The sequence below is a fragment of the Mucilaginibacter terrigena genome (assembly GCF_004168255.1).
Classification (GTDB): domain Bacteria; phylum Bacteroidota; class Bacteroidia; order Sphingobacteriales; family Sphingobacteriaceae; genus Mucilaginibacter; species Mucilaginibacter terrigena.
In genome coordinates this window covers 254,081-270,909 of sequence record NZ_SEWG01000002.1, presented here as the reverse complement: position 1 = coordinate 270,909, position 16,829 = coordinate 254,081, and the positions used below count along the sequence as shown (strand labels likewise).

The window sequence follows — 16,829 nt, the reverse complement described above, 5'->3', positions numbered from 1 at the left end:
GTTGTCAAATCTTTAAATATAAAGGCTTGCTTCGGCAAGCCTTTTTTGTGGCCTCTCCCCGGCCCTCTCCTTCGGAGAGGGAGGCAAAAGAAAGTTTTTAAGTCCTCTCCTTCGGAGAGGGTTTGGGTGAGGCCAAAATAATTTCTAATTTTCCGGTGATATATCACCCCATCCGCACACATAGTATTAAACGCAGGTATCATGGTAAAAACGGCAAACAGGGAACAATCACTAATGGAGCTTTACAAAAGCGCCTTCCCGGCGGTGGCTAAGTATGTGGCCAGGCTGGGCGGTTCATTTGATGATGCCAGGGACGTGTTCCAGGATGCGCTGGTGATTTATTATGAGAAAGCTGTTTGCGGCAATTTAAACGCCGCGGATGATAAAGCTTATTTGTTAGGCATCGCGAAGCACCTTTGGTTTAAAAAGTTCAGGGAGGGCAATGGCACCGTGCCTTTGCATGATGAGCTGCTCAACCTTGCCGATGAAGCCGAAGGGCAGGTTTCAACCAACAAAGTATTACAATACCTGCAAACTGCCGGCAAACGCTGCATGGAGCTGTTAAGCGCCTTTTATTACGATAAATTACCAATGAAGGAAGCTGCCGAACAATTTGGTTACGCCGGCGAACGCTCGGTTACCGTACAGAAATACAAATGCCTGGAAAAAGTAAGGGACACCGTTAAACAACGATCATTAAGCTATGCGGACTTCATTGAATAACATCAAAGAGATTGACGACCACGTGCTGGGCCTTGCCACCCCGCAGGACGGCCTGTTGTTTGAGGCGAAGATGATATTGAACCCCCAACTTAGGGCTGATGTATTTTGGCACAAACAAACCCTAAGCCTGGTGCAGCAATACGGCCGCACGCAATTACGCGCCGATATCGAGGCGATACATAACCAACTTTTTACCCAACCGGAGCATCGAAGCTTCCGCCAAACTATCCTGCGCTTTTTTAAACGCTAACCTTTAAATTTTTGAAAAATGAATACCAACGAGTTCCGCAAATACGCGGTGAGGCACCGCCATGTCCAAAGTTTACATGTAGACAGGTTTATAGCGCAGGTAAACAACAGTTGCATAACGGCCATGACACCTGCCATTATGGAGGAGCGGCAAATGAACATTACCCAGATGGACGTATTCTCGCGCCTGATGATGGACCGCATCATCTTCCTGGGAACAGCTGTCGACGACCATGTGGCCAATATCATCCAGGCGCAACTGCTGTTCCTGCAATCAACCGATGCTAAGCGCGATATCCAGATCTATATCAACTCGCCGGGTGGTTCGGTTTATGCCGGGCTGGGTATTTACGATACCATGCAATTCATCTCGCCCGATGTTGCCACCATTTGTACCGGTATGGCGGCATCCATGGCGCAGGTATTGCTGTGCGCAGGCACTAAGGGTAAACGGGCTGCCCTTCCCCACTCCCGCATCATGATGCATCAGCCGTCGGGCGGCGCGCAGGGTATGGCATCAGATATCGAGATAGCCGCTGTGCAAATCGCCAAAATGAAAAGGGAGCTTTACGAGATCACAGCAAAACACACCGGGCAGGATTACGAAACCGTTTACCACCTGTCCGACCGCGACCACTGGATGATAGCCGCCGAAGCCCTGGAATTTGGAATGATTGATGAGATTTTGGGTGCAAGGGAGAAATAGAATTATATCTAAAACCATTTGTCATGCTGAGCGATAGCGAAGCATCTATTCGCAGATATGCATCTCCGCCAAGCACAGTTCGCTAATAGATCCTTCTCTACGTTCAGGATGACAAAAAAGAAAATCTCCCGTCCTCGCAGGGTCTTCTGCAAGAGACCCTGCGCCCTCATGCAATTTACTATTTCAGGATGCAGGCTGCTTGTTGATGACAACACCACAAGGGCGGAAAGAATGTTAGCATATCTACTGAATTAAACAAAAACCGCACCTATCCATAGCAATTAAACTAAAGGTAATGGTGGCACTACTATGTCAGTAATAAATACGATAAGATATTTATTATCAATTATTTACAAAAACTAACAACATGTGTGCAATCGTGAACGTGAACATTTTCCGCCTACTTACCTCAGATTTTACAACTTTTAGAAAGTTGTCAAATCTTTACCCAATAATCGCTTACTTTGGGTTTACCATCTGCGTTCATCCCATGAAGAGACTACTTACCGCTATCATCCTGCTTACAGGCATCATTTATAAAACATCGGCACAAAATAACGAGGTGGTTACCACTACGGCCAATTACACTTCGCTGCAGCAAAAATTTGTAGACCTTAAGTTTGGGATGTTCATCCACTTTAACATGCCGACCTACATGGATGCCGACTGGCCCGACCCGGAAGCGCCTGCATCGGCATTTAACCCCACAAAACTAAACGCCGACCAATGGGCCAAGGCCGCCAAAAGCGCCAATATGACCTACGGCTGCCTTACCACCAAACACCACAGCGGCTTTTGCATCTGGGACACCAAAACCACAGATTATAACGTAATGAACAGTCCGCTGAAGCGGGATGTGGTAAAGGAATATGTGGATGCCTTCCGCAAGAACGACCTGAAGGTGATGCTTTATTACAGCATCCTGGATACGCACCACAAACTACGCCCGCATAGCATCACCCAAAAACATTTTGAAATGGTGAAGGCGCAGCTTACCGAGTTGCTGACCAAGTATGGTAAGATTGAAGCGATTATTATCGATGGCTGGGATGCGCCGTGGTCGCGTATTAGTTATGACGATATCAACTTTGAAGATGTTTACCATCTCATTAAATCTATCCAGCCCGATTGTGTGCTGATGGATCTTAACGGCGCCAAATACCCCGCCGAAGGCCTTTTTTACAGCGACATTAAAACCTACGAGATGGGTGCCGGTCAGAGGATCTCCAAAGAGAATAACATTATGCCATCTTTAGCGTGCCTGCCCCTGCAAAGCAGCTGGTTCTGGAAAACAAATTTCCCAACTACAGCGGTAAAGGATCCGGCTAAAATGGTTACCGAGCTTACCACCCTAAACAAAGCCGATTGTAATTTCATCCTTAACGTTGCCCCAAACCGCGACGGTTTGTTTGACGATAACGCCCTGGTGGCTTTAAAAGAGATAGGCAAACTCTGGAAAAACGACGGCCCGGCGCCAAAGCTGGCTGCAACCGGCGCGCCTATCATATCCAGCAACCTGGCCAAAAACAAACCATCAAACTCCAGCTGGAGCGAGGATATGGATATTATGGATTTCGCTAACGATGATGATTTCACCACCTCGTGGACATCGAGCGCTACGGTTAAAGCACCCTGGTACGAGATCGATTTTGGCCACGATACGGAGTTTAACACTATTGCCATTACCGAGAAGAAACCAAACATCACCGCCTACCATTTAGAATACCTGCAAAACGGCGTATGGAAACCTATCCTGGAAGGCAACACTACTTCCCGCGTAAAGATCCATCGCTTTAACCGCGTTTGGGGTACCAAAGTGCGCATCATCATCGATAAAGCCGAAGGCCAGGTTTCGATTGCGGAGTTTGGGGTTTATAACGAGCGGAGGTAGACGGCTACACAAAACAGCGTAACGTAACTATTACATCATTTGGATGCTTATTTAAAACCATTGCCTGTATATTACCGTTTATCGCATAGTTTAACCAGTGTTCATGTCAGCCGTTCTTAAGTCGTTCCGTAAATACTTCTTTGTTACCATACTATTTTCGCTTAGCGGCTTAACTACAAAGGCATACTCCATATTGGCCCACGAGGCTATCATCGATGCTTCTTGGAAACCGGTGCTGATGCCCTTGCTTAAACAAAAATATCCCGACGTTACCCGCGAACAGTTGCTGATGGCCCACTCCTACGCTTATGGGGGCAGTATTGTGGCCGACATGGGTTACATGCCCTTCGGTAACGGCTTTTTCACCGACCTGGTGCACTACGTGCGCAGCGGCGATTTTATACAAGCCCTCCTTAACGATGCGCAAAACCTTAACGAATATGCCTTCGCGCTGGGTGCGCTATCGCATTACATGGCCGATAAGTACGGGCATTCCATGTCAACCAATCGTAACGTGCCCATCATCTACCCCAAGCTTCAAAAGCAATTTGGCAGCGTGGTTACTTATAACGACGATCATACTTCGCACAGCCGCATGGAGTTTGCATACGATGTGTTACAGATAGGCCAAAACGGCTACACATCCGAAGGGTATAAGGATTTTATCGGCTTTAATATGGCAGTACCTGTATTGGAAAGGGCATTTTATGAAACCTACGGCCGCCGGTTAAACACCATATTCTCTAATATCAATTCGTCCATCAATACCATGCGCTGGGGTGTGCGCAACCTGTTCCCCGTGCTTACCAAATCGGCTTACAAGGCCAACCAAACCGATATCGAAAAAATGCACCCCGGCATTACCGCGCGCAAGTTCCAGTACAAAATGAGCAAAAAAGCGTTCAACCTGCAATTTGGTAAAGAGCGGCAGGAGCCGAAATTTCTTGCCAAAGTGGTTGTATTTTTAATAAAGATATTGCCGAAAATAGGGCCGCTTAAAACGCTTAAGTACAAATCGCCGGGCGAACAGGGACAAAAATTGTTTGCCCTAAGCTTTGACGCTATATTGAAAAACTACAACATCGCGCTTAACCAATTAAGCAAAGATCAACTGGTATTACCTGATATTGATTTTGATACGGGCAACCCTACCCACCTGGGCGAGTATCCGCTGGCTGATAAAACCTACGACAAATTGCTGGAAGAGTTGCAGGAACAACAATACAAGAACGTTACCCCGCAACTTCAAAAAAGCATTGCCGACTTCTACAGCACCGCCGATACTACTTTGATGGCCGCAAAAGACCCGAAAAAATGGCCGGAAACTGCTGCGAGGATAAAAGAGATCGCACTTTTAAAACCTATGCCGCAGGAAGCGATACAATCGCCGGTTTCCTCAGAATAGCTACGTATTTGCATCAAAAAATAAAAAAAATTGCCCCGCATCCTCCGCAGCAACACTACCTATATAACCCGGGTTTACAAGAAAGCTGTTTAGCTGCCAGTTTTTATCGGCACCAATGACTGATCGTGATAAAGTATGTTCACCATCAAGCGATGGGGTTAACTGCAGGTGTTCGCCCAGGCCCTGCCCGGTAGCTTTCAGGATGGCTTCCTTACGTGTCCAAAGGGTGAAGAACCTTTCTGCAGCATTGTCATGGTTGATATATGCAATTTCATCGTTACTGAAATTGTCCGGCAGGATATCGCGAAAGCTGAAATTATTATCAATAAACTCCACATCGGTACCTATGGGTGATGCGGCAATGGCCAGCAAGATCCAATCGCCCGAGTGAGAAAGGTTATAGTGGATGGTATCGCCATTATTGCCAACAACGTGTGGCTTTTTGTTATCACCTAAAACAAATTGCAGCGCGGCGGGCAGAAGATCTAAATATCTGCCCAATATGATGCGCTGCATGCCCCTACTAATAATAAACCTGTACGTATCCTTTTGCTGTTTATACCTGCCGGCGCGCAGGGTTTCTTCGGGGTTTAGCAGGGCTTCAAATTGCTCTAAGCGTTTCAGGTTTTTGCTGATGCAGATGCGCCATACATGTACCGCGTTACCGGTAACCCGTAATTTTGGATCGCCCGGCTGCTGCCAGTGTACCTCATTTAAATACCGGTTTGTTATGGTGCCCAAAGCTTTGCTAACGCGATGTGTTAATTGATCTTATCCAGGCAATCCTGCAGTATCTCCGCAAAGATCTTATCGTTAGGTTCCTTAAATATGGTATTGTGCTCGCCCGGTACTTTGTGGATGTTCACCCCTTTTAAAGCGTAGGGTTTCCAGCCCATGTACTCGTAATCATCCAAATGGAACGACCTTATCTCGGCACGGAAAAGTTCGATAGAAATATCATACGGCTGGATCCTGTAATGTTTTTGGGCGATGTGGTTCATATCGTCTATCTTGTTGGCATAACCAAAAAAGCCGGTCTGCTTTTGTTCGCTGCCAAACTTTAGTTTCCATAGAAGCCTTATTGCACCGCGTTCAATGGCCTCGGCACGCTTTTTAACCGTTTTTTGAAACCCATCCTTAAACGTTACAGAATGCCACACCTTACGGGCAAAATATAACCCCCGCTTAACATATTTCACCAGTAATGGGTCATAGTAAGGGGTACGGTAAGCGTAGGTATCAAACATGGCCAGCATCCGCACATCCTTATTCAGCGCTTCCAGTTGCCTGGCCATTTCGTAGGCTATGATGCCTCCAAATGAGAAGCCGGCCAGCGCGTACGGCCCATCCGGGTTTTGCGCCCTTATGGCCGAAATATAATGTGCCGCAATATCCTCTATCCTGTTTAACGGCTCGTCTACACCGTTTAAGCCTTTGGCCTGCAAGCCGTACACCGGCTGATCGGCATCCATGTGTTTGGCAAGGGTGTTAAACAATAATACGTTTAACCCGGCGCCATGCACAATGTAGATAGGTACTTTAGTACCGTTGGGTTTTATTGGCACCAGCGAATCCCAGGTAATGGATTTGCCGTCCATCTCCAGCATCAGCGATAGTTTCTCTACTGTTGAGTTCTCAAACAAGATAGCAAGCGGCAGGCGCTTGCCTGTTTCCTTCTCTATCCTCGCCATTACCTGTACGGCTATCAGCGAGTGGCCGCCAAGCTCAAAAAAGTTATCGTGTATGCCCACCTGCTCAATACCCAAAAGCTCGGTCCATATATCGGCTACCAACTTCTCTACATCCGTGCGAGGGGCGATAAACCTGGTGGTTTCAACAGTAGCTATATCCTGCGCCGCAAGTGCTTTTTTATCAACCTTTCCGTTCGGCGTCATCGGCATGGCATCAATAACCACAAAGTTATCGGGTACCATATAATCGGGCACCGATGCCCGTAAATTCGTTCGCCATTCCTGTATCAGCCCGGTATTGTCTTCGGCCTGCTGTACACCCTCTTTTAAAATAATGTAAGCAACCAGCTTATCCACACCATTTTTATCGGCACGGGCAATTACTACCGCTTGTTTTATGGTTTCCTCTTTGGCCAGGTTAAATTCTATCTCGCCTGTCTCGATACGGTAACCGCGAATTTTAACCTGCGCGTCAATGCGCGACAGGTACATCAGGTCGCCATCGGGTGTAAACGAGCCCAGGTCGCCGGTGCGGTACATTTTCGCCCCCGGTTCGTCCGAAAACGGATCTGGAACGAATTTTTCTGCTGTCAGTTCAGGCTGGTTCAGGTAACCTTTAGCCACCCCTTCGCCTGCTATATAAATTTCGCCCGCGGCACCCGGCACCAGCGGGTTTTGGAACTGATCTAAAATATAGATGAACGTATTATCGATAGGCTTACCTATGCTGATGAAACCATCATTAGCGGTAATTTCTTTCAGGGTAGACCAGATGGTGGTTTCCGTTGGCCCGTAAACATTCCACAGGGATGCCGACCTTTCTAAGATGCGCTGCGCCAGGTCCATCGGCAGGGCCTCGCCGCCGCAAATCACCTTTATTTTTTCTTTATCCCAGCCGGCTTCCAGCATAATACGCCAGGTATATGGCGTGGCCTGCATTACGGTTATCTTTTCCTTACGGATGATGTCCAATAGCGCATTACCATCTTTTGCAGTAGCAGCATCGGCCAGCACTATTTGCGCGCCCGTTATCAGCGGCAGCCAAAGCTCCAGCCCGGCAATATCAAAGCTTATGGTGGTAACGGCAAGCAGCTTGTCGGCGGCGGCAAGCCCCGGCTGCTTTTGCATGCTGTACAAAAAGTTAACCACGTTGTGGTGCTTTATCTGCACCCCTTTTGGCTGCCCGGTTGAGCCTGATGTGTAAAGGATATAGATCAGGTCCTCGCCTGTTACTTTTACATCGGGGTCGGTGGTTGGATAACTGTTAAGGCCCGGCCAGATGTCGTCAAGGATAATTTCTTCGGCGCCCGATTCGTATTTGCCCTTGTAGGTTTCTGAAGTAAGCAGCACCACCGCGGCCGAATCTTCCAGCATGTAATTGATGCGGTTGATAGGGAACGCGGGGTCGAGCGGGATATAGGTTGCGCCCGCCTTAATAATGGCCAGCAATGCCACAACCAGCTCTGCCGACCTATCCAGCGACAGGGCAACCTTATCGTTCACCCTTACGCCGTTCTCTATCAGCACAGCCGCCAATTGGTTGGCCTTTTGGTTTAGCTGCGTATAGGTAAGCTCTTCGTTTTTAAATTTAAGGGTGATACTGTTTGGATATAGCGACGCCGTTTCGCTGATGACCTGGTGCAACGGCTTTTCCTTCGGATAATCAACCTTAGTATCGTTCCATTTATCCAATTGTTGCTGTATCTCCGCGGCGTTCATAACCGGTATCTTCCCGATAAGGGTATCCGGCGCTTTCACTACCTCACGCAGCATGTGCTCAAACTCGTCCATAAAACGGCTGATAGTAGCGAGCCCGAACAGTTGCGTATTGTACGACCACTCCAGCGTTAGCGTACCCTTATGATCTGTTATATTCAGGAAGATCTCGAAAGTCTCATATTCGCGCGGGTTGTTGATGTAGCGGTGCTTCAGGTTATGGAAGCCTATACCCTCGTCCATCCCGATATCGATATTGAACACCACGGGTACCAATGGCAAACGTGACGGGTCGCGGGGGATGCTTAATTTTTTAAGCAGGCTGCCAAAGGTATATTGCTGATGGTCGTAAGCATCAAGTACTTCGCTTTTGCGGGCCTTCAAATAATCTACAAACGATTGATCGCCTTTTAGGAAACTGCGCAGCGGCAGCAGGTTTACGCAATGCCCAACCAAACCAAAATTCCCTGTGGCGGATTGCCCGGCAGCCGGCAGGCCGATAATGATCTCGTCCTGCCCCGTCAACTGGTGCAGAAAGACCTCGAATGAAACCATTACCGTGGTAACAAAGCTGCTGCCGGCTTTGCGGGCCAGTAGTTTCAGGTCGTTTACCAACGCGGCATCCAGGCTAAAATCGGCGCGGTTGCTTTTATAAGTACGCGGCGATGGCCTTGGGTTATCGGTAGGTAAATCCAACAAATGGTTGCTGCCGATGTATTGGTCTACCCAGTATTTTTCTGTTGCCTGGTGCTCCGCACCTCGCGATGCTTCAATTTCTTCGATGGCGTACCGGCTAAATTGCGGTGCAGGCGGCAGGTTTGGTGTTTCGTTTTGCGCAAAGGCCGAGTATAGCTTACTCAGGTCCTGCATGATGATCCCCACCGACCAGCCATCGCACACAATGTGGTGCATCAGCAGTACTACGTAGTGCTCATCGTAGCTTAGTTTTAATATGGCGGCCTTGTAAAGCGGACCGTTCACCAGGTCGAGCGGGGTAATAGCCAGCTGCCTGTTGTAGTTTTTTATAAAAAGTTTGTTCTGTTCATCGTCCTGTAACGACAGGTCGTGATACTCAACATTAATTTCGGGGTTGTTATAAACGATGATATTGGCACCATCAGCGCTAAAAACAGTGCGCAAAGCCTCGTGCCGGTCTGATAAAGCCTGCAAAGCCTTCATCATGGCATCCTTATCAAACGTGCCGGTTAGTACAATGGACGCCGAATCGTTATAGGCGCAGTTGGCATCATTGCCGCCAATAAGGCACGACGTCCAGATCTCGGTCTGCGGCTCGGTAGCCGGCGCAACCAGCAGTATCTCGGGCCCTGCGAACGGGTCAAATTCGTCGGGACTAACCTGGGGGGAATATGTAGCAGTCTGGTCCAAATTACTCGCCGTTTAAATTTATTTGAATGTATTTGCCAAGATTGCTCTCGTCCTTTACAAACCATGCCGGGTTGCCGTCCTTATCGCGGCCAAGCCTGGCGCCCTCTACAGGCGGCGTGTTAGCGTTGGTTATTGCCGGGGCATTGGGTGTAGCCAAAGATATAACAGGCGCTGTATTTTGCGCCTTAAAAAATCCGGCTTCGGTCATTTCTTCAACGCTTTCGCCAAATTTGGCTATCATCGTGTCTACATCCTCCTCGGTATGCGCATCGGTCATAAAGCAAGGGAAACCATCCAGAATGTGGATACCTTTTAAGCGCATCAGCGTAAACAGCAATTCGCTGTAAGGGATATCTTCCAAAAACTTTAACCGCCATAACGAGCCATAGCCCACTACGGTTAACGGGATGTTGTGTTTTTTGCAAAAGGCGTCCATACCCTCCTTTAAACGGGTGGCAAGGCCTGTAAGTTTCTGTTGCAGGGCCGGGCCGCGGTCTTTCATGTATTGTAAGGATGCTTTTGCTGCCGCCAAGGCAAGCGGGTGCCTTACAAACGTACCCGCGAAATAGGTCACCCCTACTTCGGGAACAGAATCATCTCCAAACTCCCAATAGCCGCCATCAAGAGCGTCCATGTATTCTTTAATACCGCAGATGGCGCCAACCGGCATACCGCCGCCAATAACCTTACCGTATGTACCGATATCGGCCTTTACGCCAAATAGCGCCTGCGCCCCGCCCGGATGGAAGCGGAAACCGCTGATCACCTCGTCGAAAACCAAAGCTATTTTGGCATCGGCGGTTACAGTCCTCAATTCTTTCAGGAACTCTATGGGTTGAAACTCGGGCCTGCGGCTTTGCACCGGTTCTACCAATACGGCGGCAATTTCACCGGCACGTTCCTTTATTATTCTTAATGCTTCGTCTGTACCGTAATCCAGTATCAGCATGCTCTGCACGTTCTCGGGCAAGATACCCGACGCGGCAGGGACTGTTTTCAGCTTTTTAGTGCCGCGGACGATCACCTCGTCCATAATACCATGGTACGAACCGCTGAACGCCACTATAAGCGAGCGGCCGGTAACCGTACGGGCTATGCGCATAGCGCCCAACACCGCTTCTGAACCGGTATTGCACAAGCCTGCACGGTCGAAGTTGGTAAACTCGCACATCATTTTGCAAACGCCGCCGGCCATTTCGTGCTGCGGGCCAATCTCGTAACCCAGTTCTAACTGCTCCTGGATGGCATTTTTTAAAACATCGGGCTGGTAGCCCAGCATGTTAGAGCCAAACCCGTTCAGCGCGTCGATATATTCGTTGCCATCCACATCCCAAAGGCGGCTGCCTTTTGAGCGGTTGATCACTATCGGGTAAACAACTTCCTTGGTCAACGGCCTGAAGCCGCTTACCACGCGCGGGTCGGCCATATAGGCGCGGTGCTGCTGGGTTTGCTCCTTGCTTTTTTTGGTTTTAGCGTTATATGCTTTGGTCAGGTCGGCCAAAAAAGCCATTTGCTTATCATCCAACTCCTGCACCTTGCGTTCGATGCGGGCGGTAGCGCCAAATGGTTTTTTTATCTCCACCATTTCTTCCGGCGTGATATCCGGTTCCTGGTCTAACGCAGGCGGAGCAACAGGCGCGCCCTTCATATCGTTAAATGGCGGCGGCGGAAGGATAACCTGCGTCATTTTAATATCGCCACCCTGCAAAAAGGCTATTTGGTGCGCCAAAGATTGCAACTGCTGCGAAATGTTATGTAACGAAATATTACTGTTTCCGTTTGATGCAAAAGGTATACTTTGTACCTGTGCCTGGCGCTGTGCTTGTTGTGGCTCAAACTGGCCTGCGGGCAGGTTCTTATCCAGGAAATCGGCCAGCAGGTTAATAGAATTGTATTCCTCGAACAGTTTCCTGAAGGTGATGGTAACGTTGAATGTTTTTTTAAGATTGGTAGCAATTTGTGTTAACAATAACGAATCGAAACCAATTTCGGGGAAGCTCAGATCTGCAGATGCCTTATCGATCTCGATACCTGATGCATCTTCAAAAATTTCGTGCAGCTTATCGGCCAGCAAATCTTTTCTCATTATATTATTTTGTATAATATTTTCGGTTGTATTTGGTTGTGGTACATCCGGCACAATTTCTTCCGGTTGGTAATTTACTGTTCCTGTTTGATTAATTATTACAGGCTCTACCCAATATTTTTTATGATCGAAGGCATAGCCCGGCAGCCTTAATCTTTTATAACGCCCGCTATAAAACGTTCCCCAACCGGGCTCTACGCCGTTTAGCCATAACTGGCCAAGCGCTTTTAATACCGATTGATACTCGGGCATATCGCCGCTGCCGTCAATACCGGGCACGGTTGCGACCGGGTTTTCCGCGGTTTGCTGCGCGGCTAAGGTGGCCAGCGTACGGCCGGGGCCAACCTCTAAAAACAGGCGGCCGTTATCTTCGGCCAGGGTATCAATGGCATCCGCGAAGCGCACGGTTTTACGGAGGTGCTGCGCCCAATATTGAGGGTCGGTTGCTTCGGCTTCGCTGAGCCATTTACCTGTGGCGGTTGATACAATGGGTTTAACCGGCGCGTTTATTTTTACCGACCGTACCACCTCCTCAAACGGCACCACAATATCATCCATCATGGCCGAGTGGAAAGCATGGCTGGTTTGCAATAACCTGCCGGGGATGCCTTTTTCTTCCAGCACTTTGGCAAATGCGGCAACCGCATCCTTTTCGCCCGCTACCACCGATAGTTTATTGCTGTTGATAACGGCGATAGAAAGGTTTGCCGGTAAGATCTTCTCCAGTTCGGCAGCGGTGGTACGTACCGATAGCATATCGCCTTCGGCAACGCCGCTAACCAGTTTGGCACGCTCAGCGATCAGCTTCAAGGCATCGGGCAGGTTAAAGATGCCTGCAAAATGCGCGGCTACAAATTCGCCTATACTGTGCCCTACAAATACTGATGGCGTTATTCCCCAGTTCATCCACAGCTTAGCCATGGCATACGAGGTGATGAATATAGCAGGCTGGGTATAAAAAGTATCTTTCAGTTTTTCTGTGGCTTCCGCAGATGCATCGGCATAAATAATATCGAGGATATCTTCATGCGCTGTGCCTTTCAGCAATGCCACGCACTCGTTAACCGCACCGGCAAAAACGGGTTCCTGTTCATAAAGCCCTCGGCCCATGTTCAGGTACTGCGCACCCTGGCCGGGGAACATGAAAACTATTTCGCTTGCCTTTTCAGTCAGGGTTTTTGAATTGGATGGGTCGCGTTTAAATTTGGTGAGTTTATCCAGCAGGTCGGCCCTGTCGGCTGCCAAAATAAAATTTCGTTCTTTAAAATCTGTACGGGTAGTATGCAGGCTCCGGGCAATATCATCAACTTTAACATCTTCGTTCTGTTCAACATAATAATACAGTCTGTCGGCCCATTTACTGGCGCTGGTTGCCGTTTTTGCCGACCAGCTGATCAATGACAACAGGCGGCTTTCGCCAAGCGGCTGCTCTATCCTAACGTATTCTTCCAGTACGGTGTGCACGTTGGTACCGCCTACGCCAAACGAGCTTACCCCTGCCCTGCGCTTGCCATCGCTTTGCCAGTTGGTAAGGCTGGTGTTCACAAAAAACGGACTATCAGCAAAATCGATATTGGGGTTTGGTTTGGTATAGTACAGCGATGCCGGGATCTGCTTGTGGAACAGCGCCAGCGTGGTTTTTATAAAACCCGCTACACCCGCCGCGGCCACGGTATGCCCCATATTGCTTTTTACAGATCCAATGGCGCAGTACTGGTTCTTTTCCTGCTTGCCAAAGGCAAGGTTAAGGCCTTCAATTTCTATCGGGTCGCCTAATGCTGTGGCGGTGCCGTGTGCCTCTAAATAAGTGATGGTTGCCGGGTCTACGCCTGCATCGGCTATGGCCATGGCAATAGCGCCGGCCTGGCCGACCGCGCTTGGTGCGGTAAAGCTGCCTTTGTCGCCACCATCGTTATTCAAACCTACGCCTTTTAACACGGCGTAAATGGTATCGCCATCGCGCTCGGCCTCTTCAAGGCTTTTTAACACCACAACGCCTGCCCCATCGCTAAACACGGTACCGTCGCTATCGGCATCAAACGAGCGGCAATGCCCGTCGGCACTGAGCATGGTGCCCTGCTGGTACAAATGCCCGCTTTTTATGGGTGAGCTGATGGACGTGCCGCCTGCCAAAGCCACGTTACACTGCCCGTTGCGGATGCTATCCGCTGCCTGTACTATGGCAAGCAACGATGTAGAACAGGCCGCATGCACACTTACTGCCGGGCCGTTCAGGTCCAGTTCGTAAGCGGTGCGGGTGGCTATATAATCTTTTTCGTTAATGGTTGAGGTGAGGAAACTGCCAACGTTCTCGATCTTTTGGGTGTTCGAAATTACATTGTTAGTGTAATAAGTGTTGTTGCCCGTACCCGCGAATACCCCAACCGAACCTGTATATTTTGCCGGCAAATGTCCGCTGGTTTCCAGCGCCTCCCAAGCCAGTTCTAAAAAAATACGGTGCTGCGGGTCCATCAGCTCGGCCACTTTAGGGCTGACACCAAAAAACGCCGCGTCGAAACCTTCGGAATTTTCTACTATCCCTCGTGCTTTAACATAGTTGGGCGCGTTCCTTATTTCATAAGGGATACTTTGGTCAAGTTCTTCATCGGTAAAGAACGAAGTAGTTTCGCGGCCTTCGGTCAATACCTGCCAAAATTCGTAAATGTTATTGGCCCCCGGGAAACGGGCGGCCATGCCTATTACGGCTATATCGTTACCGGTTTTGTCTTTTTTAGGTTTAACTGCAGCAATTTTTGCCACTACCTTATTGCCTTCTAAAAATGCTGCTATGCCGTTTACCGTAGGGTACTGGTATAGCTTGGTTATGGGCAGGGTGTAATTATGCTGTTTTTTTAACCCGGCAACAGTTTTAAGCGCCAGTATGGAGTTGCCCCCCAGTTCGAAGAAATTATCGTAAATGCCAACCTTATCCAGTTGCAGCAGTTCGGCCCAAAGGGCGGCGGTGTGCTTTTCGGCCGGTGTGACAGGGGCCTGATATAATACTGATAGCTCGGGACGTTTTGTATCGGGGGCGGGCAGTGCGTTGCGGTCTACCTTGCCGCTGGTTGTTTTGGCAAAGCCATCCACCCAAACAAATGCCGAGGGCATCATGTAATCGGGCAGTTTTTTTTCTATGCTATCGCGAAGAAAAGCGATATCCTTTTTTACGCCCGATGATACCAGGTAAGCCACCAAACGTTTTTGGCCCGGTACATCCTCGCGGGCTACCACTACAGATTGCTGGATGCCTTCCAACTGGTTCAGCACCACTTCTATCTCGCCTACCTCCACCCTGTTACCACGAATTTTTACCTGCGTATCGCGGCGGCCAAGGTATTCTATATTGCCGTCGGGCAGGTAGCGGCCCAGGTCACCACTGCGGTAAATGCGGGTGGGTTTACCTGCGGCGTCCGTCCAGTTTATAAATTTTTCGTCGGTCAGGTCGGGGCGGTTAAGGTAACCGTAAGCCAAGTTGATTCCGCTGATGCAAAGTTCGCCCTGTTCGTCTTTTGCAACCTCTTTCAATTGCTCGTCCAGTACATTGATGGTTACATTATCCATTGCCTTGCCGATGGTAGGCAATAGCGGCCAGTTTTCGGCAGGGCCTTCCATTTTAAGGGCGGTGCTGCAAACACTGGCCTCGGTTGGGCCATACATGTTATAAAACACACAGCCCGGTAAAGCCTGGAAGAACCGTAAAACCTGCGGGGTAATTTTAAGCTGCTCGCCCGCGCTAATCACTTCCTGTAACGAGGCAGGAAAGTATTGCCCGGCATCCGCAGCTTCGGTAAAATATTGCAGGGCTACAAAAGGCACGTTGATCCGGTTTACCTTTTGCTCATCTACATATTGTAAAAGCTTTAAGGGATCTATGCGGGTCTCATCCTCCACCAAAACCAATGTACCGCCAATGCACAGGGTACAAAAGATCTCCATTACCGATGCATCAAATATCAGCGGCGAAAACTGCAATGTTTTGTGCCCCACGCCCAAATAAGGCGAAATGCGCTGATGCCAGTTTATTAAGTTTACCACACCCACATGCCCTACGCAAACGCCCTTGGGTTTGCCTGTAGAGCCCGATGTGTAAATGATATACGCGACCTTAGTTTTAGCGGCCCCGCCTATGGATTCCATAGCGGTGACTTGCTCACCAGAATCAATTACATTTTTAACAAGAGCGCTAAAAACAGACTTATCCTTTTCGGGTGCCAGGATAGTGTCCATACCACAATCGGCCACAATATCCTGCAGGCGGTCGGCGGGGAAGGTTGGGTCTAAGGGCAGATAAGCTTTGCCGGCTTTTAAAATGGCAAGCAGGCTGACAATGGTTTCGATAGAACGGGTAGCGCTTACGCCGATAACCAGCGAAGCAGGGGATACTGATACAAGAGCTTTTGCCAGTTCATCGGCCCTGGCGTTCAGCTCTGCATAGGTAATTTTGTTATCACCAAATTGCACCGCGGTAACTGTCGGGTTCTGCTCTGCCTGTTGCTCAAACAAATGATGAATAAACACATCATCCGTTGAAATATTAGTGTACTTATTATTAGTAAGAATATCCATTAAGTTGTATAAGTAAGTTAACTTTTCAGGTTTAGCTGTCAGTTACCCTGGCGACGTTTTAAATCGGGATTAAGATATAAAATTTAATTTTATGAGCCTGCACAGGGGCAAAAAAAATTCATTGAATTTTCATATTAAATCAAAGTTTAATATTTGCTTAGGCAGTCGGCCAGCTATAACTTTCACTTAATTTTATGCCTTAAACGCAATTAATATCTAACAATTGGAAAGCACCATTTTGTTTATTATAAATAGAAAACAACAGTTGCTTATTATAGCTACAGGTTGTGGCGCAACAAATTAAATTACCTTTCATATATGTATATAAAAAGACTAAAAAGTACAAGTATATCAGGCTGCATTTTCATAGCTTTATTCAAGGCAATATCTGCCCCATCAAACACCAATAA

At 48.5% G+C, this 16,829-nt stretch carries 8 protein-coding genes; 5 read left to right on the top strand and 3 right to left on the bottom strand.

Annotated elements, in window-relative coordinates; all coding sequences use genetic code 11:
• Window positions 1-201 precede the first annotated feature (201 nt).
• From EWM62_RS05035 to EWM62_RS05015, 5 genes are all read left to right on the top strand, one after another.
• On the top strand, window positions 202-723 hold the full coding sequence (locus EWM62_RS05035) for an RNA polymerase sigma factor (RefSeq protein WP_129875566.1): 522 nt from the start codon (window positions 202-204) through the stop codon (window positions 721-723).
• Entirely contained in the window at window positions 704-973 is a 270-nt protein-coding gene (locus EWM62_RS05030) for a hypothetical protein (protein WP_129875565.1), read from the top strand. Before EWM62_RS05035 ends, EWM62_RS05030 begins: the two co-directional genes overlap by 20 nt.
• A gap of 18 nt (window positions 974-991) precedes the next feature.
• Window positions 992-1,678 (top strand): ClpP family protease, encoded by a 687-nt coding sequence (locus EWM62_RS05025; protein ID WP_129875564.1) that lies wholly within the window; start codon window positions 992-994, stop codon window positions 1,676-1,678.
• Window positions 1,679-2,168: 490 nt separating this feature from the next.
• A complete protein-coding gene (locus tag EWM62_RS05020; RefSeq protein ID WP_129875563.1) occupies window positions 2,169-3,569 on the top strand; it encodes an alpha-L-fucosidase in 1,401 nt (466 codons plus the stop codon).
• Window positions 3,570-3,672: 103 nt separating this feature from the next.
• Window positions 3,673-4,974 carry a zinc dependent phospholipase C family protein gene (locus EWM62_RS05015; RefSeq protein ID WP_129875562.1) on the top strand — a complete coding sequence of 434 codons (1,302 nt, stop codon included), beginning with the start codon at window positions 3,673-3,675 and terminating at the stop codon, window positions 4,972-4,974.
• Here the strand turns inward: EWM62_RS05015 and EWM62_RS05010 are convergent, their stop codons facing one another.
• From EWM62_RS05010 to EWM62_RS05000, 3 genes are read right to left on the bottom strand one after another with little or no spacing between them, the layout of a single operon-like run.
• Window positions 4,975-5,715: a 4'-phosphopantetheinyl transferase family protein gene (locus EWM62_RS05010; protein ID WP_129875561.1), complete on the bottom strand. Its 741-nt coding sequence runs from the start codon at window positions 5,713-5,715 to the stop codon at window positions 4,975-4,977. It lies immediately after the preceding gene.
• 20 nt (window positions 5,716-5,735) lie between these two features.
• Window positions 5,736-9,767, bottom strand: a complete 4,032-nt coding sequence (locus EWM62_RS05005) for a non-ribosomal peptide synthetase (RefSeq protein ID WP_129875560.1) — start codon at window positions 9,765-9,767, stop codon at window positions 5,736-5,738.
• Window position 9,768: 1 nt separating this feature from the next.
• Complete coding sequence (locus tag EWM62_RS05000; protein ID WP_129875559.1) at window positions 9,769-16,419, bottom strand: polyketide synthase; 6,651 nt, start codon at window positions 16,417-16,419, stop codon at window positions 9,769-9,771.
• Window positions 16,420-16,829: the final 410 nt, after the last annotated feature.

Coding starts and splice junctions, on each gene's coding strand:
- EWM62_RS05035 (WP_129875566.1), top strand. CDS start 202: ATGGTAAAAACGGCAAACAGGGAACAATCACTAATGGAGCTTTACAAA.
- EWM62_RS05030 (WP_129875565.1), top strand. CDS start 704: ATGCGGACTTCATTGAATAACATCAAAGAGATTGACGACCACGTGCTG.
- EWM62_RS05025 (WP_129875564.1), top strand. CDS start 992: ATGAATACCAACGAGTTCCGCAAATACGCGGTGAGGCACCGCCATGTC.
- EWM62_RS05020 (WP_129875563.1), top strand. CDS start 2,169: ATGAAGAGACTACTTACCGCTATCATCCTGCTTACAGGCATCATTTAT.
- EWM62_RS05015 (WP_129875562.1), top strand. CDS start 3,673: ATGTCAGCCGTTCTTAAGTCGTTCCGTAAATACTTCTTTGTTACCATA.
- EWM62_RS05000 (WP_129875559.1), bottom strand. CDS start 16,419: ATGGATATTCTTACTAATAATAAGTACACTAATATTTCAACGGATGAT.